Origin of the sequence: Dyadobacter sp. SG02 (genome assembly GCF_900109045.1) — a bacterium.
GTDB lineage: Bacteria > Bacteroidota > Bacteroidia > Cytophagales > Spirosomataceae > Dyadobacter.
In genome coordinates, this window is the sequence record NZ_FNYL01000003.1 from 513,332 (window position 1) to 534,932 (window position 21,601).

Below are 21,601 nucleotides of genomic sequence, written 5' to 3' on the forward strand. Positions count from 1 at the left end.
AATAAGGAATTAGGATATTACAATTATCGATCGGCGGTCAACTAGATATCAACCCTTTCCATTTTCGGCGAGAACAAGTGCATTACGCCCCACGCGAGCAGGTATGCGAACCCGCAGATGATAAAAATGACATTGTAGCCTCCGCCGATGTTCCCGGCAGCCTTGTAGTTGTCGAGAATGATCCCTACCAAAAGAGGAAACAGGATGCCTCCTACTGATCCGGCCATTCCGCCGATACCGACGACCGAACTTACAGCCTTTTTAGGAAACATATCCGACGCCGTGGTGAAAATATTTGCGCTCCACGCCTGGTGCGCCGCCGCCGCCAGACTGATCAGCACCACCGCCTGCCAGATATTGGTCGTATACTGAGCTGCCATAATGGGCATGACCAGGAATGCAAAAATCAGCATGGAGGTCTTCCTGGCGCGGAACACCGGCCAGCCTTTTTTGATAAAATAACCCGACAAATAGCCGCCGCCGATACTCCCTATCGTAGTGGCCGTGTACACGATTACAAGTTCCGGGCTCGGTTTTGAAAGATTCAGTTTAAATGCCTCCGCGAAATAGGAAGGCAGCCAGTAAAGGAAGAACCACCAGATCGGATCGGTAAGCATTTTACCAAATACAAATGCCCAGGTTTGCCGGATTTTGAACAGTTGAAGCCATTTTACAGGTGCTTCCTTGCTGGTATCGGGCTCGTTGTCGCTGTGGATATAGTCGTATTCTGCTTTGTTGATATTTTTTTGCTTCGCCGGGATCTCGTACATCCGCCACCAGAATATCAGCCATACAAAACCCAGCGCGCCGGTGATGAGAAATGCCTCCTGCCAGCCGTAAGCTCCCAAAATCCAGGGAACCATGATAGGTGCCACCACCGCGCCGATATTAGCTCCTGAATTGAAAATGCCTGTCGCCAGCGCCCGCTCTTTCTTAGGAAACCATTCGGCGGTAGCCTTAATCGCCACCGGGAAGTTACCGGCTTCGCCCAACCCGAGAATGGCACGCATGAACCCGAAACTGAATGTGCCGGTTGCGACGGCGTGCAGCATGGCTGCGATACTCCATACCACCACGGAGATGACGTAGCCGATTTTGGTACCAATTTTATCGATAATAGCCCCGAAACCAATCAGCGAAAATGCGTAGGCCGCCTGAAACGCCATTACAATGTGGCTAAAATCGGATTCCGACCAGCCGAAATCGGCTTCCAGCGTCGGTTTGAGAAGGCCGAGCACCTGGCGGTCGAGGTAGTTGATGGTCGTTGCGCAAAACAGCAGGGCAACAACGCGCCAGCGGTAGCTGGTTTTTTTGTCCTCCGCCTGGATTTCTGCGGGTTCAGGATTGTGAGAGAGCATATTCCGTTTTTTCTAGAAGCGTTTTAAGTGTTTCAGTAATACCAATTTGCGCAATGGATTGTAGATATCTGACGATGGAACTGTGTACAGAATCGATTTTATTCAAATCACGGCCCCAGATCGACTGCTCTTTCAGTATCGCTTGTACCATGTCGGGCAGCGATGCCATTTGCCATTTCTGGTAAAAGAACGGGGCTTTCGGGTCCTGGATCAGGTAAGGCACGCCTTCAATACGGCCGTAGTAGTGATCGCCCTCTTTTTTCACGACTTTCATAAAATGAATGAAAACCGCGAGCCCGAAGGTCATATACTCGGGCAGGTAGCCATTTTTTGCTTCGTAGTTCAAATAGGTAGGGATCACCCTGGAAAGAATCTTGGCAGAGTAATTTTGGTTGATATTGAACCACTTGTGTAGAATATGCGGGTTGCGGAAACGATCGGCGACCTGGCGGCTGAATGCCAGCGCTACTTCCGGGCGGACGTCGTAAGGAATGGATGTCGCGATTTCACTTTCCATTAAATGCGTAATGTATGCGGAAAAGAACGGGTCGTTCATCGCTTCGACTACGGTTTTGAACCCACACAAATGCGCCAGACCGCCCCCCAAAGTGTGAGGGCCGTTAAGCAGCCGCAGTTTGAGTTCCCGGTATTGTTCGATGTCCGGCTCAATAATGAGCCCCTCGTCGATGCCGTAAAAGCCGATTTTTTGGCGGATACGCTCATCGCCTTCGATAGCCCACAAATGGTAATGCTCGGTCGCGATCAGCAGCTCGTCGCGGTAACCGAGTTCTTCTTCCAGTTCTTTCAGGCGTATTTCGTCGGGCTTGCCGGGTACGATGCGGTCGACCAGCGAGTTGCAGAAGAAGTTGCATTGTTCGATCCAGTCGATGAATGCGCCTTCGAGGCCGTTGCGGTGGGCGAGTTCGAGGATGATGGATTCGAGCTTTTTGCCATTATCGGCGATTAATTCCGTTGGAATAATGGTTATGCCAAAATCGGGGTTGCCGCTGAATGCCACATAGCGCGCATACAGGAACGCCAGCAACTTCCCGGGAAACGACACCGGCGGCCATTGGTAAATATCGTCCTGAACGAGTTGAATACCGGTTTCCGTGGTATTGGATATCACAATGCTCACCGCCGGGTTTTTGGCCAGGTCCAGCACGAGCGACCATTGTGTTTTGGCCGAAAGCACGCGGCTGATCGCCGAAGAGATGATATTTTCCTCCTTCGCTTCCCCATTCTGAATGCCTCGTGAGCAGATCGTGTAAAGGTTGTCCTGTCGCTCGAATGCCTTGGTATCACCCTGGTCGGTGGATTTCACGACCACGATCCGGCCGTTGAAGACGCCTTGCCGGTTGGCTTTGTCTATGAAATAGTCGGCCAGGCCGCGGAGGAATGCGCCGGTACCGAATTGCAGCACTTTCTCCGGCAGCTGGAACACGGAATCATCGGCCACTACCACGGCGGGCTGGCTCCTGAGCTGGCGAAGGTTTTCCCGGAAGAGGTAGCCCATAGCATTTAAATTTACTTTTTAACAACCTGTTTCAACAACCAACCGGCGAGGTCTTTGCCCGCCTCGAAATTTTCGAAGCTGGTATCGATCCTCCTGCCGTCAACATATTCATTGTAAAGCCATGGATCGCCCACGGCGAACACAGTACCCTTACCATATTTGGAAATACCCAAAATGACGTCGCCCTGGTCGGTCAGCAATGGTTTGGCGGGCGGCGTGAGGGCGAGCGGTGAAAGTTCTTTAATGTAAATTTTTTGGGTGTGTGGAAAAACGGCTTTTGCCCCGGCGGTGATCATCAGTTTACCCTGCTCGAACTGCGTGCCTTGCACCATATTCCGGTTCTTATTCGTGAACTGGATGCCGAATTTCGCAGCCAGTTTATTGAAATGCGGGATTTCGCAATTGGCGGTGTCGTTCGCCATGAGTACCAGTACGCCGCCTGCTTTCACCCATTTTTCAATCTCCGAAATAGATTTATCGTCGATAAAATGTGGCTCGGACGTTTCTTTTTTGGTGTCCGGGTCGACGATAACATAGATATCAATGCCTTTCAAGCTCGCGGCAGCAGGTGCTGCGGGAATTGAAACCGTTTTAGCACCCAACTCACGGAAAGTATTGCCCCAAAGCCAGAAACCCGAGTGCATGCGGTCCTCCCAGGTGTAATGGAATTGCTCTGGCGCGCCGGTCAGGTCTTTGCGGGTTTCGTGGTTGAAATAGTAGTCTAAACCGATGGTTTTTCCCTTTCCAACGGCATTCTCCGCCGCGATTTCCATTTCAATACTCGCAAAAATGAATGGACCGATGCCTTTGAGATCGTTTTTACGAATAGGCTCGCTGAGGTAATATTCATAAGTGCCGTCGCGGTAAGGCGTGCCGCCCAGGCCACCCACGCTCACGGTTTTATTAAGGCTTAAAGAGCCATTGTCTTCTTTTTCTACAAAATTTTGAAGGATTCCCTGGTAACCTTTCTTTGCATTCATAGCAAATTTTTCAGGGATGTAGCCCAGTCGCGCGCCTTTCGCGAGCGCATATACGAACATGCACGAGGCCGATGCCTCGAGGTAGTTGCCGGCACGTTTGCCCTGGTCGATCACCTGGTACCAGGCACCCGATTCCGCGTCCTGGTATTTGGCCAGAACAGGGGCTAATCTTTGCAAATAGCCGATCAGCTGCGCTCTGCCGGGATGCTGCGCCGGCAGGTAATCCAGCACGTCCACGAGCGCGATGGCGTACCAGCCAATGGCCCGCGCCCAGAAACTCTGGGAACGGCCTGTTGTCTTATCCGCCCATTTCTGCTCGCGGCTTTCGTCATAGGCGTGGTAAACGAGCCCTGTTTTTTCGTCGACGGCATATTTTTCAATTAATGCAAATTGCCTGACGATGTCGTCGAAATGCTCGGGATGGTGGAAAATGGCGCTATACTCGGCGGCGAATGGCTCGCCCATGAAAAGGCCGTCCAGCCACATTTGGTTGGGGTAGCGCTTTTTGTGCCAGTAACCGCCTTCTTTCGTGCGGGGCTGCTCTTCGAGTTGCTTCCAGAGCAGGTCGGCGGCTTTTTTGTACTTCTCCTTGTCGGGCTGGGATTGCTGGTACAAGGTCAGCAATGCACGACCGGGCGGGATGTTGTCGATGTTGTATTCGTCGGAGCGGTAAGTGCGGATGCTGCCGTCGGGGCGCACGTATTGGTCGATGTCCTTACGGATGTATTCGAAATATTTGCCTTCACCCGTCCGGTACCACACTTTTTCAATAGCTTTCAGCATCAGCCCCTGCTCATAGTCCCATTTCGTCGCCGTGTTTTTGCCGACGAGGATCGAATCCTTATGATTAGCCATAAAGGAATCCGCCATTTGCCGGGAAAGCGGCAATTCCTGGGCTGTCGACCAGGTAGTTGCGAGGCAGGCGATCCAGAGTGGAAAAGAGCGGGTACGGGGTAGCGAAATGGCCATCTGGAACAGTTTATACCTTTGGAATATTGACAAAATCTTCCCGCATTGGGGTAAAAATATCGACCAGCATGCCGGCCGAAAGGCACAATGCACCATGCACGACATGGGGAGGAATGTGATAGACATCGCCCTGCCGCAAAACCTGCTTCCGCTCACCGATTGTTATCTCGAATTCGCCGCTTTCGACATAGCTCATCTGGGTATGGAAATGGCTGTGCAAGGTCCCGATCCCGCCTTTTTCAAATGCGACTTTCACCATCATCAGGTTGTCGTCATAGGCCATGATCTTGCGTTTCAGGCCGCCTCCAAGGTCTTCCCAGGCGATTTCGCCGTCGGCGATGAATTCTTTTTCTTTGAATGCTTCCATTATCTGAGATCGCCGATCAATACCGGGTCCATGTCTGTATAATCCTTATTTTCACCCGCCATTCCCCAAATGAATGCGTAGTTGGACGTGCCGCAGCCGGAATGGACCGACCACGGTGGCGAAATAACCGCCTGCCGATTAGCCACCCACAAATGCCGGGTTTCCGAAGGTTCGCCCATTAAATGCAATACCCTTTGATTTTCAGGGACATCGAAATAGCAATAGGCTTCCATGCGCCTGTCGTGTACGTGTGAAGGCATGGTATTCCAAACGCTACCCGTTTGTAATACCGTAAGGCCCATTACCAGCTGGCAGCTCTGAATGCCGTCCAAATGAATGTATTTGTAAATGGTACGGTGGTTCGAAGTCTCCATACTGCCCACGGTGGCCGGCGTCGCGTCTTCCTTTGTGAATAACCGGGTCGGGTGCGTGTGGTGCGCGGGCGAGGACAGCAGGTAGTAAGCGGCTGGTTCCGAAGGATTTTTGCTGGTAAGCAACACCTCTTTTGTGCCTTTTCCAATATAGACACAACCCAGCTTGCTGATTGCGAAATGCTCTCCGTCGGCAATGACTTCGCCGTCGCCACCGATATTGATAATGCCTATTTCGCGCCTTTCGAGGAAATAGGAGGCTTTCAATGCATCGAATACGGGGATTGCCAGCGGCGTGGCCAATGGAATGGCGCCGCCGATGATCACGCGGTCGTAATGGCTGTATACGAAATGGATTTCGCCTTCCTGGAAAATATCTTTAACAAGGAAATTGTCGCGCAGGGCATCGGTGTCCATTTGCGCTACTTCTTTCCGGCTGCTTTCAAATCTGATTTGCATGTTATGCGGCTACTTTTGAATTTCTTTGGATTAATAGTTTGGTTAACGGCCCATCCAGCCGCCATCGACGACCAATGTGGTTCCATGCACGTAACTCGCGGCTTCGGAAGCCAGGAACAGCGTCGGACCTTTGAAATCTTCCGGCAATCCCCAGCGCCCCGCCGGAATGCGGTCGAGGATCGACTTGCTGCGTACCGGGTCGTTGCGTAATGCCTCGGTATTGTCGGTGTTAATGTAACCCGGCGCGATGGCGTTCACATTCACGCCTTTACCGGCCCATTCGTTGGCCAAAGCCTTCACCAGGCCACCGATAGCACTTTTCGAAGCGGTATATCCGGGCACATTAATGCCTCCCTGAAAAGTCAGGAGCGATGCTGTAAATATGATTTTGCCCGACCCGCGCGCGATCATTTCCCTGCCCAGCTCGCGGGCGAGTATATATGGCGCGTCCAGGTTGATGTTCAGTACCTTATCCCAATATTCGTCGGGGTGTTCGGCTGCTGGCTCGCGTAGGATAATTCCCGCGTTATTGACAAGAATGTCGATGACCGGGTGATCCTTTTTGACCTGGTCGATGAACTGGTAAAGCTTTGCGCGATCGCCCAGATCGGCCTGGTAGGGATAAAATTTCCGGCCGGTTTGCCGAATTGCGCGTTCTGTTTCGCTACCTTCCCTGAATTCAGAAGAGGCTACGCCGATAATATCCGCACCGGCTTCGGCGAGCGCTTCGGCCATGGCTTTCCCAATGCCGCGATTGCAGCCGGTTACCAAAGCGGTCTTTCCGGTCAGATCAAATAAATTAACGGTATTCATTAATGGGTTTGTGATTTGTCTTTTTCGGGGTATCCGATAATTTTAGCGTCGGTAGTAAATAGACCCCAGCCAAACGATGTTAGACTGAATAATCAGAAAAATCAAATAACGAATTGTCTTTTTTTGTGCAATCGTTATCGGGAACGTTGTCAGTTGAGCCGGATGATTGTAAATTTTAAGATAAATTGGCAGTCCGGCAGCGCAGGGAAGAAAGGCGGGGGATATTTTGAAACGAATAATAAGTTGGAATAAACCAATTTTTCCATTGGAAACCATCACCATCAAGGATATTGCAAAAGCACTGAACCTGTCGACCTCGACGGTTTCACGTGCATTGAGAAATAGTTACGAGATTAACCCTGAGACTAAAAAACTGGTCATGGAGTACGCCGAGCGGATGAATTACCGCCCGAATCCCATTGCATTGAGTTTGAAGGACAGTAAAAGCAAGTCGATAGGCGTCATCATCCCCGAAATTGCGAACCACTTTTTCTCGCAGCTTATTAACGGAATCGAATCCATTGCCTATAACCTGGGCTATCACGTCGTGATTTTTCAAAGCCATGATTCCTATGAAAGGGAAGTGGCAAATACCAACTATCTGGTTTCCAGGCGTGTGGATGGGTTGCTGGTGTCGCTGGCGAGCCTTACGACGAATCTCGTGCATTTTCAGGAGCTAATGGAAAAAGGGCTGCCGATCGTGTTCCTCGACCGCGTACCTAACGATATCGAGACGCACAAGGTGGTGGCCGACAATTTCACCGGAAGTTACGAGGCTACCGAGCATCTGATCCTTTCCGGCCGCAGGCGTATCGCGCATTTGACGAGCCCTATTTATTTATCAATTACAACGGAACGGCTCGCCGGTTACAAGAAGGCATTGGAAGATTACGGCATTCCATTTGATGAGTCGTATGTTAAATACTGTTTGTACGGAGGGAAAATAGAGGCGGAGAACGAAGCCGCGATCGATGAACTGCTCACGCTGCCGGAGCCACCCGATGCCATATTTACTGCCAGCGACCGCCTTACGACCGGGTGCATGTCGGTATTTCAAAGAAAAGGCATCCGCGTGCCCGATGAAGTTGCGATCGTCGGTTTTACCAACATCAGCGTGGCCAATTTGCTCAATCCGCCATTGACGACCGTCATGCAGCCTGCTATGGAAATGGGACAACAGGCCGTCGAACTGCTGATCCGGTTGATAGAACATCCCCAAAAGGACGAGAAATTCGAAACGCGCTCACTCAAAACTGCATTGACAATACGGGAATCGTCTGTGGGAAAAACCGTAGTTTAGCGGAAAAACCACATTACTAATGATCAGCCTGCGTATCGATGGAGCATTGTTCAATTACAGGGTCGCCGGCGTGGCGGTGCTGAATGGCAAGGTGCTTCTGCATAAAGCCCCTTCCGACAATTTCTGGACGCTCCCAGGCGGACGCTGCGAATTGTTTGAGTTTTCCAAAGACACTTTACAACGTGAAATGCAGGAAGAAACCAGCCTGAACGCCGAGGCCGGTGAAATGCTGTGGGTTTCCGAGAATTTCTTCCTTTACAATGGCGATAAGTACCACGAAATAGGTTTCTATTTTGAAATGCAGATCAAGGACCTGCCCGATCAGGAAGATTTCCTGGGCGTCGAAGGGCAGGATGAGCTGCTTTTTCACTGGCATGCCGTCACCGACCTGCATTCGATCCGTGTCTATCCCGAGTTCCTGGCCGATGCTTTGGCGAAAAAGCCGCTTGAAAAGGGGCATTTCAGCTCCCCATTCCGCGATCTCGACGCCGGGTAGCTGCTATTCCGTCATAAACCGCCAGGTAACTTGGCCGATCGTATTCGGCTTGCCGGTTTCAGGCTGAGATATGCTGCCGGTCAGTTTTCCTCCCTGCCGTTCGACTTTGACTGTACGCCAGGAGAATGTGCCTTTTTCGTATGCAAATGTCTCGCCATCATCATCGTAGAGGTTATAGGTCGCGTTCTTTTCGCCATAATGCCGGATTTCAATAGCGGTTTTCGCGCCTGAACGCGGCGCGTGGAGCATGGCAGGCATCATGGGAATAATGCCCCCGTCTTTGACGAAAACCGGGATCTGGTCCATTCCTGGATTAATGGTGATCACTTCGCCGTCGCCTGCCAGTTTGCCGGTGTAGAAATCGTACCATTTGCCTTTGGGTAAAATAACTTTCCGGGAAGTTTGTCCCGTGAACAGCGGAGCCACCAGCAGGTATTCGCCGGCCATGTACTGATCTTTCACCTCGCGGGTAACAGCTTCCTCATACGGGTTTTCTTCCAGGTTGGTCGCCGTTTTCTCTTTTTTCATATTGATTCCAAAACCTTCTTCGAGGTTCATCCCGCGGAATGGTGGCGTGCCATTGTAATGATATTTGGCGAATTCGGAATACCAATAGGGCATCATGCGCATCCGCAGCTCGGCCAATGCCTTGATTTGCGGCGCTACCTCGGGGAATGTCCACGGCTGCATGCTGCTCGACCAGGCATTGATCATCGCCATGGGAGAGAAGCAAACCGTCTGGAAACGTCGGAGCCATTCTTCGGCGGTTTTCGATGCGCGTACTTCGGGCGTCCACAGCACACCGGCATAGCCACTGTTGATCAGCGCGGTAATGAAATCTTCGTGGCTGTAATTATCATTGTAAATCACATAAGGAAACGGCGCTCCGCCCGCGTTGGATGCGCGCACGAGCCCGTAAGTACGCATGTTGTTGCGGCGGAACATTTCGAAGCTGTGTTTCTGTACGAGCAGCCCGTAAGTCTGGCGGATCTGCTCCGACGAACGGCCGGACGGAAATGTGGCCACGTCGGGCCACAGGTATGAGTCGAAGCCATCCACTTCATCGATCTTGTAGCCGCTGACGCCGATTTTAACATGTTCCTTTTCGAACTGATCGAATAATATTTTGCGTGCTTGCGGCATGGATAGGTCCGGTACAATGCCGTTCCAGACCGTGTGCGTGCCGGTATAAGGGGCTATTGCCTTGTAAATCGAAGCATCGGGGGAGACGTACGGGTTTGTCCAGAGATTGATTTTGACACCCATTTGATCCATATCCTTTACAAAAGCCGCCGGATCGGGGAAGCGGGAGCGGTCCCATTCGAATGTGCAGGGGTAGGATTTTGTTTGCCAACCGGGTTCAAGACCGATGAAATCGAGCGGGAAGCCTTTTTCTTCAAATGCCTTCGCTTCCTGCTTCACCTGATCGGCCGTATAGAGGCGGTGGACGCGCTGCGTGAAGCCCAGTCCCCATCGCGGCGGCAGGCAGCCCCCACCGCTCAGCAAATTGAAACGCTCGATCGCATTGACTGATTTCGGGCCTGCAAAAACATATATTTCAATGCCTTCGGCCGGAATCAGCATTTCGACCGCGTCGGAATAGGGGTGTGCTTCCCAGTTTTTATCGGTATTGCGGTCCATGACCTTCGGTGGGTTTTGGCTGTCCTTGCGTACGCCCGAGCCTGCATACACGTCGATGTATTTGGCAGAGTTTACAAAAACACCATAACCCAGCGACGATACATAAAACGGCACCGGCGCGTGTGTTCGCCCATTGTCCGACTTGCCGTAATGATCGGCGTGGAGCTGCATAATGCGGCCGCGCTGGTGAATGGTCTGGAAATTCAGCCCGAAGCCGTAGAGTTGCTCGTTTCTTTGCAAGGGCAGTCTCAGGTAGGATTTACCATTGTTCAGCTGAAACGAAATCGCCGATTTATCGAGCGGGAAATCCTGTTTGGGTAGTTTCGCAAGCGCGGGCGAGGCAGTAGTTTCTGCCGCTTTAAGCAGATCGTAAGCATCGGGTTTACCCGCAGTGCCTTTCCAGACGCCCGGATGAATCTCCTTCCAGGTGATAATTTGCCCGAAAAGCAGGGCGGGAACGAGGAATAAAAAAAAGGTCGAAAGGACTGGTTTTAAGTGGCGCATGTGGTTCTAGGGCTCTGGGATCGATATAATAAGCGTTTAATCAAATTTTATACTAAAAACCGATGGTGGTAAAATAAGTCTATTAAATTTGTAGGATATATAGATTATTGATAATTTTGAGCTTCGAAATCAGAAGACCCCTGGCATTATGTACTACGAAATTGAAGACGAACTGGGCAACGTGTCCACCTTACAACTCAAACAACGGGTAGCGGAAGAGCAGATCGAGCCACCGAAGAAGGATGAACCGGCGCCGCTATTCTATCTCCGCAATGAGGAAGGGTTTCCCGTGACGTCACTTACGAGTACCACTTCGGACAGCGAATCACGATCGATCCTCGACCTGGTGCGTTTCAAGCCGCTTGTTCTCAGTTTTTATTGCAATTGCTGGGGCAGCTACGCGCCGCGACACCTCGAAGCATTAAAATCACTTGCGCCGCAGGTGGAGGCTCTGGGCGGACAGCTGCTGGTATTGACCAATGAATCTCAAAAGGAAATCGGGCGCATTGCCAGGAAATTGGACGCCGGAGCGCTGATTTACCACGATAAGAATTACAACGTCGCACGCTCCTATGGCGTGTTTTCGGAAACTTCGCCGATCTGGGACCGCATTGCCGGTATTTCGGAGGAGGTTTTCACACCGTCGCTCTTTGTGTTCGGTCGTGACCGGAGGGTGGGTTATGCGTTTGTCGACGAGAATTTTGACGATACACCGGATGTTAAAGCTGTTTTGAAGGCGATTTACGACGGCCGTTAGCGGAAATTATATATTTGGCATTCATACCGTGTCAGCGAGGCAGCCATGCATTATCTTTGGTTTTGCCGCTGACACGGTATTTGTTTAATACGATTTTTGGATATGTTGTTGAAAAACCCGTTGCAATCGAAGCTTCCCAACGTCGGGACTACCATTTTTACCAAAATGTCGGCGCTGGCCGAAGAGCATAAGGCGCTAAACCTGGCGCAGGGTTTCCCGGAATTCGATTGCTCACCTGACTTGCAAGCGCTGGTGGACAAATATGTGCGGTCGGGCAAGAACCAGTATGCGCCTATGCCGGGTGCATTGCCATTACGCGAGGCCATTGCGAAGAAGACTTTCGAAGGTTCGGGTCGTGAATATCATCCTGTAACGGAAATTACCATCACCAGCGGCGCTACCGAAGCATTATTCGTGGCGATCAGCACCGTGGTGCATCCGGGCGACGAGGTGATCGTCTTCGAACCGGCCTATGACAGCTACGTTCCGGCCATCGAGCTCAGTGGTGGAATCCCGGTTTTTGTGACCCTCGATCCGCAATATGATTCCATCGATTGGGAAGCCGTGAAGGCACGCATTACGGGCAAGACGCGGGCGATCATCATCAACACACCGCATAACCCGACCGGCAAAGTCTGGGCGGCTTCCGATTTACAGGCGCTTGCCACCCTCGCAGAAGAGCAAGACCTGATCGTGATCAGTGATGAAGTTTATGAATACATTGTTTTTGACGGACGTGACCATATTTCGGCGGCGTCTGTTCCTTCGCTGGCTGAACGTAGCTTTGTTTGCGGCTCGTTTGGGAAAACGTTCCATACAACCGGCTGGAAACTCGGGTATTGCCTGGCGCCTGGCTACCTTACCGCCGAGTTCCGGAAAATTCATCAGTTTTTGGTATTCAGCGTCGTAACGCCCTTTCAATTTGCCGTGGCCGAATACCTCAACGAGCCTGAGCATTACCTGACGCTTTCTGCATTCTACGAACGGAAGCGGGATTTGTTTAACGAAGCCATTAAGGGTATTGGTTTTGTTCTGAAACCTTCCGAAGGTAGTTTTTTTCAGAACGTATCATATGCTAATCTATCCGAAGAAAATGACGCGGCACTCGCCGAGCGGCTCACTCGGGAAGTGGGTGTCGCTTCCATTCCGGTTTCAGCATTTTATGCCAGGAAAACTGACTTCAAAACACTCAGATTTTGCTTTGCGAAGCATGATGAGACCTTGCTGAAAGCCGCAGAATTGTTGAACCGGGCACTTTGGTAAAAAGATTTGGAGAAACCGAAGAATCTTGTCTAGTTTCGAAAAAAGTCGTAACTTAATCTGACAAATTTCGGACGGTATGAAAACGATTCATTATCAAAAGTACGAGGAAACGACTCCGTTGCGGATCGCACAGGAGCCCGAAGTATTGTATGTTGCCCGTAAAACCGTTGACATCTTCCCTGTGGAGCGTTTTCGGGAGCTTTCTGCAAAGTTACCCTTCACGCAGCTGGAATGGGCGGAGATATTGCACGTGAGCGACAGGACTTTACACCGGTATCTGAAAGAAGAAAGGTCTTTTGAGGGGCTTTATGCCGAGCATTTATACCAGCTCGAAAACATGACGGAGCTTGGCATTGAAGTATTCGGTGATTTGAAAGCTTTCGAAAGATGGCTCCGTACGCCACGGGAGGTTCTTGGAGAAACGCAGGACTTTTCGACGCTGCGCTCTTTCTGGGGTGTGAAGCTGATCTGCAATGAGCTCGGGCGCATGGAGCATGGCGTATACATATGATCGCGTATCGCCTTGCCGCAAAGGCGTACATCGATGATCTGTCCGGTTCGGGTGCCAAGCTGTATGGCGGGCGCTGGAATCCGGAGGGTTGCCCCTGTATCTACGCCAGTCAGAACCTTTCGCTCGCATTATTGGAAAAGTACGTTCATGCCGAATTCCGGGAAGTTATGGAGCGTCTTGCATTGCTTCGGATCGACATCCCTGACGATGAAAACCTCGTTTTCCATGTCGACGACCAGCGATTGAAGAAAAGCTGGATGGACGATATTTCCTATTCCCAATGGATCGGTGAGCAAATTCTGAGCGACCCTGAAATCATCGCTTTCACTACGCCATCGGCCATTGTGCCCCAGGAAAGAAATGTGATATTGAACCCTGCTGCTAAAAACTTCGGGGATATTCAGTTTTTGCCGGCCGTTGATTTTTCAACCGACCTGCGGTTGCTTGCCAAACTTCTCGCAAGAAAACCTACTTCTTAAACAACAATGCCTTAATCGGCTGGATTCGCGTGATAATAAGCGTCGGAATGAGCAGGATCGCAGCTGTGATGATGACGGTCACGACGTTCACTATCGCGAAAATTCCCCAATCGAATACGATGGGGACCGTATCCATATAGTAATTGACCGGATCTAGCGGGATGAGTTTGAACTGGTATTGCAGCCAGCAAAGCAGTAACCCGACCACGTTACCGATGACGATGCCCTTGCGGACCATATCGAGGCCGACCCGGAAAAAGATCATCCTGATTTGCCGGTTAGGACTTCCGAGCGTTTTGAGCAAACCGATCAGCGGCGTCCGTTCCATGATCATGACCAGCAGGATCGAGATCATATTAAAGCAGGCCACGAAAAGGATCAGTACGAGAAAAACGGCCGTATTGCGGTCGAGCAGGACGAGCCAGTCGAATATTTGCGGAAAAAGGCTGGTGACTTTTTGCAGGAACAGGCCCGGCGGAAGTTCGCGGCGGAGCTTGTGGGTGACCGCGTCGAGGTCATAGAAATCTTTGAGGTAGATTTCATAAGTGCCGACGGAATCGGCACCCCAGCCATTCAGCCGCTGTACCAGACCGATGTCCCCGATAATCAGGTTATTGTCAAACTCCTCCATTTCGGTTTCATAAATACCGGCAATTTCCAGCTTACGAGGCCTGGGCGGATTTTGAAGCGAGTACATGATCACATCGTCGCCGATTTTGAGGCGCATTTGCGTCGCTATTTTCCGGCTGATCAGGATCTGGGACGAATAGCCATATTTAACCGACGAAGAATCGGTGCGGTCGATCAGCTTGCCTTCCCGGAGGTTGGGTTTGAAAGTTTCCCAATCGTAGTCCTTGCCGACGCCTTTCAGGATAATCCCCTTGATTTCATCCGGCGTTTTCAGAATGCCCGATTTATGCGCCACGGCCTGCCATCGCTTGATTTCCGGGATGGTCGGCAGTATTTGCGACACCGCATTCCTGATGGGCAGCGGCGCTTCTTCGTAAGTATTACCCTGCGAAAAGGCGTTTACATTGATATGCGCGCTAAAAAGGAATATTTTTTGCTGGATGGTTTGCTTAAAACCCAGTAGCACCGCAAAAGCGATGATCCCTACCGCAACGCCAATGGCAATACTGGCCACGCCGATCCGCGAAACTGTGGCAGAAAACGATCCTGCTTCGTTATGGCGTATCCGTTTGGCGATGAATGAGGGGAATTGCAAGAGGAATCTGTTCTTTAAATTAGTTGTTGACAAAAATAGGAAAAAACCTTAGCGGTTCGAAAAAGGCATTTTTTTATTAAGTTGCCTGCCTTGATTTAGCACAAACACATACCGAGTCGAAAACATACCATCGTCCATGCCATTGATCAAAGTTGCTTCCGGAGTTGTAAACCAGACACCCATGGCCTGGGAGGCCAATACCCGAAACATTATCGACGCGATCAGGGAGGCCCGGAAGCAGGAGGTAAGCCTGCTGTGCCTGCCCGAGTTATGCATTTCGGGTTACGGCTGTGACGATTATTTTTTTGCACCCGACCTGGTGGAGCAAGCGCAGCGTTGCCTGCTGGAAATAGCGGAAGAAACATCGGGAATGATCGTAGCCGTGGGTTTGCCATTACGTCATAATGGAAGTTTGTACAATGCGGCCTGCCTGATTTCCAATAAACAAATCGCCGGTTTTTACTGCAAACAGAACCTTGCGAACAATGGTATTCATTACGAAGCACGCTGGTTCAGGCCATGGCAGCCGGGCGCGGTGGAAAGCATCGAGGTGAACCAGATGTTCTACCCGATCGGGGATGTGATTTTTGACGTTGCATCAGGCCCGATCCTCGGCGGTTCACATGGCGTGAAGATCGCATTCGAGATTTGCGAGGACGGCTGGGTGGCCAACCGTCCCGCGCGCAGGCATTACGAGCGGGGTGTTGATATTATCCTCAACCCAAGTGCCAGCCATTTTGCATTCAACAAGTTTATGGTGCGTGAGAAGCTGGTGGTCGATGCATCCAGGTCGTTCTCATGCAGTTATATTTATACAAATCTCCTTGGTAATGAGGCTGGAAGAGCTGTTTATGATGGCGATGCGATGATCGCTTCGAATGGCGACTTGCTGGCGTCCAGCCCGCGGTTCAGCTACGAGGATTATGTGATTACGACGGCAGTTATCGATACGGAATATACCCGTTTAAGTCAGGTTCAGAGCAAAATAGCCGCCACAACCAAAGAGCGGACGTGGAGAATCCCCGCCCGTTTCGACTTCCCGGATATCGAGCCGGTACTGACGCAAACGCCGGAGATCGAGCCGTTTGAAAAAGGCGGTGCATTGAAGGAGGAAGAGTTTGCCCGGGCCGAATGCCTCGCATTGTTCGATTACCTGCGAAAGAGCCGTTCGAATGGCTTCACGATATCGCTTTCGGGCGGGGCAGATTCCTGTGCCTGTACGGCATTAGGCGGGTTAATGATCCGTCTGGCCGATGAGAGTATCGGAATGGAGCGTTTCAAGCAGAAATTGTCCTACATCAAGGATATTCAATCTGCCAAAACGGAGGAAGATCTTGCCCGAGTTTTGATCCACAATATTTATCAGGGAACCGAAAATAGCTCTTCCGACACGCTGGACTCCGCCCAATCGTTGGCGGAATCGATCGGTTCGACCTTTTATAATGTGAATATCAATGGCCTGGTAGAGACTTATAAAGGCCTGATCGAAGACCAGATCGGCCGTAAACTGACCTGGGAGCAGGACGATATCGCATTGCAGAACATCCAGGCACGCGTGCGCGCCCCGGGTGTGTGGTTGCTGACCAACTTGTCGAACCACCTTTTGCTCGCTACTTCGAACCGATCGGAAGCTGCCGTTGGGTATGCTACCATGGATGGCGATACTTCCGGCAGCATTAGTCCGCTGGCGGGCATCGACAAGCATTACCTGCGCCAATGGCTCCGCTGGCTCGAAACGGTAGGTTGCGAAGTGAAAGGGAAACACATCCGGATCGAAGGTTTGAAAAAAGTAAATAGTCTGCAACCTACCGCCGAGCTCCGGCCGCTGGCGCAGACGCAGACCGACGAAGCCGATCTGATGCCCTACGAGTTTTTAAATGACCTGGAAGGGCTCGCGATCAGGGACAAAAAGTCGCCATTGGAATCGTACAGGAACCTTTATGTACGTTACAAAGGCATTTATAGCGTTGAGCAACTTCTCGGCTGGACAGAGCGGTTCTTTAAACTTTGGAGCCGCAATCAATGGAAGCGCGAGCGTTACGCCCCGTCTTTCCACCTCGATGACCGCAACCTCGATCCGCGCTCATGGTGCCGTTTCCCGATTTTGTCGGGTGGATTTGAAAAAGAGCTCGCGGAACTGCGCGCTTATGTGAATGGGGCAGCCGTGCAGAACGGAAGGAAGCGGATTGGGTTTTGATCATCAAATCTTATTCAAAAACCGTATCCCTGCCTGAAATCCAACCCAGCCGTAATTCCTTGTGGAACTATCAGGCTTTTTCCCTAACCAAACGGGAGAAAGCCCTTTTTTTGCTTCCGCATTGATTAATCCTGAATCTTTGGCAAAAAAAGTGTTGAGCGAGGGGCCAGCGAATAATGCGAATCGGGACCCGATTTTCTTTTCGATCGCTAATGCGAATTTTACGATTCCCTGGTTGATGTCGTCGTTTCTGTCAGTGTTTAGCCATACTATGCTACCGGTAAGATCCGCGTTGGCGCTCCAACCTTTACCCAGTCGTTGTGCGGTACCGAACCCATAACCGAGGGTAAACAGCGGCTTGTCTTTCGTATCTCCGTTGAAACCGAGGTTGAAAATGTTGTAAAACCGCTCTACGCCCGTTTTGAATGCAGTATTGAAATAATTGAACTCGTCCGTCGAGAACTCGTAACGACGGTAGCCATTGCTGTGTACCCAGCTAAACAGCCCGAAAGGTACCTTTCCCGTGGAGTCCGCATAGTTAATGAAGCCGATCTGATGGCCTTTTCGCACGGTATGCGCATAATTATAACCGGCAGAAAACTGGTAGCCCTCCAAAACTCCCACAACCACGTTACCAACGCCCGCAACCTGGAAGCCCGAAAAATTCTTTCCGGTATAGTTGATGAAATTGGTGCCCTGAAAGCCGGTGAAATTACCAAGGGTCATGTTAAGGAAGTTGGCGTACTGGAACCCTGTCACATTGTTGCCCACGACATTGGCTACACCGCCGAGTTGGAAACCCGTAACATTGCCTCTTACAACATTGATCAAGCTGCCGATCTCGAATTTGGACACACCCAGCGAATAGCCGGCAATGAGGTTAATGGAATACTCATTTACAATATTCCCGCTCAGCCCATGATTGGTACCCAGAAATGGCAAAATGGATGCCTGAAAGGGCGCATACAGCGTGTCTTCGATGTTGCGGGTGTGCACGGCTTGTTTGGCGGATGCGAATGCGCCTACAAACTTGTTCTGAACCCGCCGGTATTTCTTGCGCAGCGACTCGTAATCGGCCCAGGTAATGGCTTTGCCGCTGGCCGAACTGTCGATAAATATGGTGTCGCGCGGCAAATCGACCTTCGCGGTTTCAAATTGCGGGATAGCCACGCGCGTGTGCAGCGAATCCACCTGTACGGGCGTGTGGGTGGCCATTTTGCCTGAAATAGGTTTTAGCGTATCAGGGTTGAGCGAAATTTGTAAATAAGTGTCCTTGCGGGTCGGAACGGGAATAGATTTGCCTATATAATCCTCTCGCCGGACTTCCAGCCGGAGCGAGGGGCGGGTTGCCGAAAGGCGGATTTTGTAATATCCGTATTGGTTACTGACCGCCGAGGCTAAGGTTGCCGCCTCATAAATACTTGCGTTAGCCAGCTTTTTACCGGTTTTATTGTCGATGATATAACCGTTAAGGTCAAAGTCTTCCGGTTCTTCCGGCTTTTCGGTTTCCGGTTTTTTTTGAAGGATAATATAACGGCGCCGCTCCTTGAATGTGACTTTGTCTTTAAAAATGGCCACCAATATTTCCCTTACACTCAGGTTGACTGCCTGGAACGAGACACGGCTTTTGACGTCGATCATATCGGGGCTGTACGAGAAACTGAAACCGCCGATATTGCCGATTTTTTGCAGCGTTTCGTCGAGCGGCAGGTTGGTGACCTTTAATGATATGCGCTTTTCCAGCAAATCCTGGGCCGAAATGTGGCCTGGGAGAAGGCAAACGCAGATACACCAGAAAGTAATTCTGTAAAATAGTTTCAAAGCAGGATAACTTGAAGTTTCTATTGGCAACCGTTTCCTTCGAGCCAGTATACTTTTCCTTCTTTCCGAAGACTCAGGTCGAGGGTTTCGGCGATCACGGACAATGTGGCGTCCACGGGTTCTTTTTCGAAGCGGATCGTTAGCCTGCATTGCGCAATCTTCTCATTGGACAGCCGCACGTCCACGTGGTAACCGTCGCGGATCGAGCTGACGACATCTTGCAGGTCGGCCGCGTTGAATTCGTACACCTGCGTCCGGTAGCCCATCAGGTTCAAGTTGGCTTGCAGGCTGCGGATCGAGTCTTTCAGTACTTCCGCGCTTTGCCCTTTTACGAGCTCGACGCGATGCGCGTCTTTACTTACCCGCACTTTTCCGGTGGCAACATCTACTCGTACAGGAGCTTTATTGTAGGCTTTTACATTGAAAGACGTTCCCAAAACGCGGATTTCTGTCCCATTTGCCTGAATCACAAACGGGTGCGCTGCGTCAGGCTTTACATCAAAGAATGCTTCTCCCTGCAAAGAGACGGTCCGCAGATCACCTTCGAAGTTTTCAGGGTAGGTCAATTTTGAATTATAATTCAGGAAAACTTTGGTGCCGTCCGGGAGAATCTGCTCGGTTGTATTATTAGCAGTGGCTACATTCAGCGACTCCGGTGTTTTGTCGGCAAGCAGGAAGAACCATCCGAATGCCATCACCAGAATGGCGATCATCGCAGCGGCCCAGACCGTTACCGGTAGCCGGCGTTTCTGCACCTCGGGCCGGAATTCGATCGTCTTTGCTTCCCTGGTGGGGACTTCCTGCGCGGGGACAGCCGTCTTGCCGGCCGCCATTTTACCCTTCATTCTAGTCCAGGCAGCATCGGTATCCACGGTCATGCTGCTTTTTTTCATCGCAGCCGTGTGGTCCCAGATCAGCCGGTAAGTTGCGAGTTCCCGGGCATTGGCTTCCGATTCGGCGAGCCAGGCTTCGACTTCATTTCTTTCCGAATCCGAGGCGGTGTCGGCCAGGTAACGTGCTAACAGCTCCTCCGATATGTTTGCATGAGATGAGTTCATGGTTACGATCCGATTAACTGTTCAACAATGCTACCAACCAACCAAAGCGTAACCGGCAGATAATCCGCCAGTTCCGCGCGCAGAATTTTCAATGCTTTCCCTATCTGATTTTCCACCGTTTTAATGGATATTCCCAACTGATCTGCTATTTCCTGATACTTCAATTCCTCAAAACGGCTCAGCCTGAATGCTTTTTGGCACTGCTCCGGCAACGTACTTACTGCCTTTTCAATGCGCTCTTCCAGCTCTCCGGCATGAATTACCTCCGTCACGGAATCATAAGAACCACTGGAAAAGTACATCGTATAATCCTTGTGCGCCTCACGTACTGTCGCGTGTTTGAAGCGATTGAGGCAATGGTTATGTACGGCGCGGTATAAATAGGATTTCAGCGAAAGCGTGATTTCGAGGTCTTCCCGCTTTTCCCAGATCGTCAAAAACACCGTTTGTACGACTTCTTCCGACTCTTCTTCATCTTTCAGCATGGTACAAGCATAGTTGCACAGCCTCGGATAATAGGTCCGGAAGGTCTGCTCAAAGGCCTGTTCATCGCCCCGCCTTATCGCGCTGACTATTTCTGGGTCGGAAGAGTGCACCGTTATCTGTTTTTGATTTTCGGTCAAAAATAGATAATCTCTTTCGATTAGCGGTTCCTGATATAGAAGAGCGGTCATATTGAATGTCCTTTGGAAAGAGACAACTTACCCGCCGCGTACCCCTATGAGAAATTTTATTTTTTTAAATAGGGGGAAACAGGGAGCCACTTGTCCTACCGTTAAACAACATCTTTTAGCCATGAAACAAATTTTTCTTAAACTGTCTGTTGCCCTTAGTATCGCCTCTGTTTTCCAATCCTGCGTTTACATTAACAAGGATGAAGACATTCCACCACGCGGCGAAACCACACGCACTTATGATTTTCGCAACTTCGATGAACTGGAAGTAAGCGATGCAATCCGCGTGCACGTCGTTGGAGGCTCGTCGTTCAGCGTAGAAGCCACCGGAGAACGCAATGACCTCGACGACCTCAACATTTTCGTACAAGACGGCAAGCTGACGGCCCGCTACAATAATTCGTGGAGAAAACGGCAGCGAATGGATATTGACATTACGATGCCCGATCTGGCCGGCGTAGATTTTTCGGGGGCGGTCGACGCGGAGATCAATGACTTTGAAAACCTGCCCAGCATTGAAATCGACCTTTCAGGCGCTTCTCAATGCGATTTTGAAGGTAGTGGTACTACATTGAAATTTGACATCAACGGCGTTTCCCAGCTGAATGCATTCGGTAAAATAAAGTTTCTGGACGGCGACGCTTCCGGCGCATCGCAGCTCAATGCATTCGAACTGGAAACGGAAGAGTCGGATCTGGACATTTCAGGCGCCAGCAATGCGAAAGTTTGGGTGACGCGCTTGCTCGACGTGAAAGCTTCGGGCGCGAGCAATGTACGTTACCGCGGTAACCCGAAAGTGGCAAAGGAAGTAACTGGTGGGAGTAGCGTTCGTGCTGAATAAT

The 21,601-nt window shown here is 50.8% G+C and carries 19 protein-coding genes; 8 read left to right on the forward strand and 11 right to left on the reverse strand.

The genetic code is table 11. From position 1 onward, the window contains the following. Positions 1-41 precede the first annotated feature (41 nt). The 6 genes from BMW93_RS09295 to kduD form a co-directional block, all read right to left on the reverse strand. Positions 42-1,358 carry an MFS transporter gene (locus BMW93_RS09295; protein WP_090374932.1) on the reverse strand — a complete coding sequence of 439 codons (1,317 nt, stop codon included), beginning with the start codon at positions 1,356-1,358 and terminating at the stop codon, positions 42-44. After that, the gene (locus BMW93_RS09300) at positions 1,339-2,874 is read right to left on the reverse strand and encodes a tagaturonate reductase (protein WP_090374933.1); all 1,536 of its coding nucleotides are present in this window, start codon (positions 2,872-2,874) and stop codon (positions 1,339-1,341) included. The genes BMW93_RS09295 and BMW93_RS09300 overlap by 20 nt, the downstream gene beginning before the upstream one ends. An 11-nt stretch (positions 2,875-2,885) precedes the next feature. Then, complete coding sequence (locus tag BMW93_RS09305; RefSeq protein WP_090375090.1) at positions 2,886-4,724, reverse strand: glycoside hydrolase family 88 protein; 1,839 nt, start codon at positions 4,722-4,724, stop codon at positions 2,886-2,888. Between the two features lie 109 nt (positions 4,725-4,833). Next, entirely contained in the window at positions 4,834-5,190 is a 357-nt protein-coding gene (locus BMW93_RS09310) for a cupin domain-containing protein (RefSeq protein WP_090374934.1), read from the reverse strand. After that, the gene (gene kduI, locus BMW93_RS09315) at positions 5,190-6,020 is read right to left on the reverse strand and encodes a 5-dehydro-4-deoxy-D-glucuronate isomerase (protein WP_090374935.1); all 831 of its coding nucleotides are present in this window, start codon (positions 6,018-6,020) and stop codon (positions 5,190-5,192) included. The genes BMW93_RS09310 and kduI overlap by 1 nt, the downstream gene beginning before the upstream one ends. A gap of 42 nt (positions 6,021-6,062) precedes the next feature. Further along, positions 6,063-6,833 carry a 2-dehydro-3-deoxy-D-gluconate 5-dehydrogenase KduD gene (kduD, locus tag BMW93_RS09320; RefSeq protein WP_090374936.1) on the reverse strand — a complete coding sequence of 257 codons (771 nt, stop codon included), beginning with the start codon at positions 6,831-6,833 and terminating at the stop codon, positions 6,063-6,065. Between the two features lie 265 nt (positions 6,834-7,098). Here kduD and BMW93_RS09325 point away from each other — a divergent pair, with 265 nt between their 5' ends. Both BMW93_RS09325 and BMW93_RS09330 read left to right on the forward strand, forming a co-directional pair. After that, a complete protein-coding gene (locus BMW93_RS09325) occupies positions 7,099-8,133 on the forward strand; it encodes a LacI family DNA-binding transcriptional regulator (protein ID WP_090374937.1) in 1,035 nt (344 codons plus the stop codon). 19 nt (positions 8,134-8,152) lie between these two features. Further along, positions 8,153-8,629 carry an NUDIX hydrolase gene (locus BMW93_RS09330; RefSeq protein WP_090374938.1) on the forward strand — a complete coding sequence of 159 codons (477 nt, stop codon included), beginning with the start codon at positions 8,153-8,155 and terminating at the stop codon, positions 8,627-8,629. Between the two features lie 3 nt (positions 8,630-8,632). On the opposite strand, the gene BMW93_RS09335 is transcribed toward BMW93_RS09330, so the two are convergent. Then, the gene (locus tag BMW93_RS09335; RefSeq protein ID WP_090374939.1) at positions 8,633-10,774 is read right to left on the reverse strand and encodes a TIM-barrel domain-containing protein; all 2,142 of its coding nucleotides are present in this window, start codon (positions 10,772-10,774) and stop codon (positions 8,633-8,635) included. Between the two features lie 148 nt (positions 10,775-10,922). Here BMW93_RS09335 and BMW93_RS09340 point away from each other — a divergent pair, with 148 nt between their 5' ends. The 4 genes from BMW93_RS09340 (at position 10,923) to BMW93_RS09355 (ending at position 13,784) form a co-directional block, all read left to right on the forward strand. Next, positions 10,923-11,531 (forward strand): peroxiredoxin, encoded by a 609-nt coding sequence (locus tag BMW93_RS09340; protein WP_090374940.1) that lies wholly within the window; start codon positions 10,923-10,925, stop codon positions 11,529-11,531. A 102-nt stretch (positions 11,532-11,633) separates the two neighbouring features. After that, positions 11,634-12,794, forward strand: coding sequence for a methionine aminotransferase (locus BMW93_RS09345; protein ID WP_090374941.1), 1,161 nt, complete (start codon positions 11,634-11,636; stop codon positions 12,792-12,794). A gap of 76 nt (positions 12,795-12,870) precedes the next feature. Further along, positions 12,871-13,305, forward strand: a complete 435-nt coding sequence (locus BMW93_RS09350; protein WP_090374942.1) for an antitoxin Xre/MbcA/ParS toxin-binding domain-containing protein — start codon at positions 12,871-12,873, stop codon at positions 13,303-13,305. Beyond that, positions 13,302-13,784 carry an RES family NAD+ phosphorylase gene (locus tag BMW93_RS09355; RefSeq protein WP_090374943.1) on the forward strand — a complete coding sequence of 161 codons (483 nt, stop codon included), beginning with the start codon at positions 13,302-13,304 and terminating at the stop codon, positions 13,782-13,784. The genes BMW93_RS09350 and BMW93_RS09355 overlap by 4 nt, the downstream gene beginning before the upstream one ends. Here BMW93_RS09355 and BMW93_RS09360 read toward each other — a convergent pair. Next, positions 13,774-15,009, reverse strand: a complete 1,236-nt coding sequence (locus BMW93_RS09360) for an FtsX-like permease family protein (RefSeq protein ID WP_090374944.1) — start codon at positions 15,007-15,009, stop codon at positions 13,774-13,776. The two genes, BMW93_RS09355 and BMW93_RS09360, sit on opposite strands and share 11 nt — an antisense overlap. Before the next feature lie 136 nt (positions 15,010-15,145). Here BMW93_RS09360 and nadE point away from each other — a divergent pair, with 136 nt between their 5' ends. Continuing rightward, the gene (gene nadE, locus BMW93_RS09365) at positions 15,146-17,206 is read left to right on the forward strand and encodes an NAD(+) synthase (RefSeq protein WP_090374945.1); all 2,061 of its coding nucleotides are present in this window, start codon (positions 15,146-15,148) and stop codon (positions 17,204-17,206) included. A gap of 3 nt (positions 17,207-17,209) precedes the next feature. Here nadE and BMW93_RS09370 read toward each other — a convergent pair whose 3' ends face one another. Genes BMW93_RS09370 through BMW93_RS09380 form a run of 3 tightly spaced genes read right to left on the reverse strand, consistent with a single transcriptional unit; the run spans position 17,210 to position 20,708 of the window. Further along, positions 17,210-19,027 carry a hypothetical protein gene (locus BMW93_RS09370; protein ID WP_090374946.1) on the reverse strand — a complete coding sequence of 606 codons (1,818 nt, stop codon included), beginning with the start codon at positions 19,025-19,027 and terminating at the stop codon, positions 17,210-17,212. Positions 19,028-19,047: 20 nt separating this feature from the next. Then, positions 19,048-20,085, reverse strand: a complete 1,038-nt coding sequence (locus BMW93_RS09375) for a FecR domain-containing protein (protein WP_090374947.1) — start codon at positions 20,083-20,085, stop codon at positions 19,048-19,050. A 2-nt stretch (positions 20,086-20,087) separates the two neighbouring features. Next, positions 20,088-20,708, reverse strand: a complete 621-nt coding sequence (locus tag BMW93_RS09380; RefSeq protein WP_090375091.1) for an RNA polymerase sigma-70 factor — start codon at positions 20,706-20,708, stop codon at positions 20,088-20,090. A gap of 172 nt (positions 20,709-20,880) precedes the next feature. Between BMW93_RS09380 and BMW93_RS09385 the strand changes: the two genes are divergently transcribed. After that, positions 20,881-21,600 (forward strand): head GIN domain-containing protein, encoded by a 720-nt coding sequence (locus BMW93_RS09385; RefSeq protein WP_090374948.1) that lies wholly within the window; start codon positions 20,881-20,883, stop codon positions 21,598-21,600. Position 21,601: the final 1 nt, after the last annotated feature.

Excerpts from the sequence above, each read along its gene's own strand:
- BMW93_RS09330 (WP_090374938.1), top strand. The coding sequence starts at position 8,153 with ATGATCAGCCTGCGTATCGATGGAGCATTGTTCAATTACAGGGTCGCC.
- BMW93_RS09350 (WP_090374942.1), top strand. The coding sequence starts at position 12,871 with ATGAAAACGATTCATTATCAAAAGTACGAGGAAACGACTCCGTTGCGG.
- BMW93_RS09335 (WP_090374939.1), bottom strand. The coding sequence starts at position 10,774 with ATGCGCCACTTAAAACCAGTCCTTTCGACCTTTTTTTTATTCCTCGTT.
- BMW93_RS09375 (WP_090374947.1), bottom strand. The coding sequence starts at position 20,085 with ATGAACTCATCTCATGCAAACATATCGGAGGAGCTGTTAGCACGTTAC.
- BMW93_RS09295 (WP_090374932.1), bottom strand. The coding sequence starts at position 1,358 with ATGCTCTCTCACAATCCTGAACCCGCAGAAATCCAGGCGGAGGACAAA.
- BMW93_RS09340 (WP_090374940.1), top strand. The coding sequence starts at position 10,923 with ATGTACTACGAAATTGAAGACGAACTGGGCAACGTGTCCACCTTACAA.
- BMW93_RS09345 (WP_090374941.1), top strand. The coding sequence starts at position 11,634 with ATGTTGTTGAAAAACCCGTTGCAATCGAAGCTTCCCAACGTCGGGACT.
- kduI (WP_090374935.1), bottom strand. The coding sequence starts at position 6,020 with ATGCAAATCAGATTTGAAAGCAGCCGGAAAGAAGTAGCGCAAATGGAC.
- BMW93_RS09310 (WP_090374934.1), bottom strand. The coding sequence starts at position 5,190 with ATGGAAGCATTCAAAGAAAAAGAATTCATCGCCGACGGCGAAATCGCC.
- BMW93_RS09385 (WP_090374948.1), top strand. The coding sequence starts at position 20,881 with ATGAAACAAATTTTTCTTAAACTGTCTGTTGCCCTTAGTATCGCCTCT.
- kduD (WP_090374936.1), bottom strand. The coding sequence starts at position 6,833 with ATGAATACCGTTAATTTATTTGATCTGACCGGAAAGACCGCTTTGGTA.
- BMW93_RS09300 (WP_090374933.1), bottom strand. The coding sequence starts at position 2,874 with ATGGGCTACCTCTTCCGGGAAAACCTTCGCCAGCTCAGGAGCCAGCCC.
- BMW93_RS09305 (WP_090375090.1), bottom strand. The coding sequence starts at position 4,724 with ATGGCGGATTCCTTTATGGCTAATCATAAGGATTCGATCCTCGTCGGC.
- nadE (WP_090374945.1), top strand. The coding sequence starts at position 15,146 with ATGCCATTGATCAAAGTTGCTTCCGGAGTTGTAAACCAGACACCCATG.
- BMW93_RS09355 (WP_090374943.1), top strand. The coding sequence starts at position 13,302 with ATGATCGCGTATCGCCTTGCCGCAAAGGCGTACATCGATGATCTGTCC.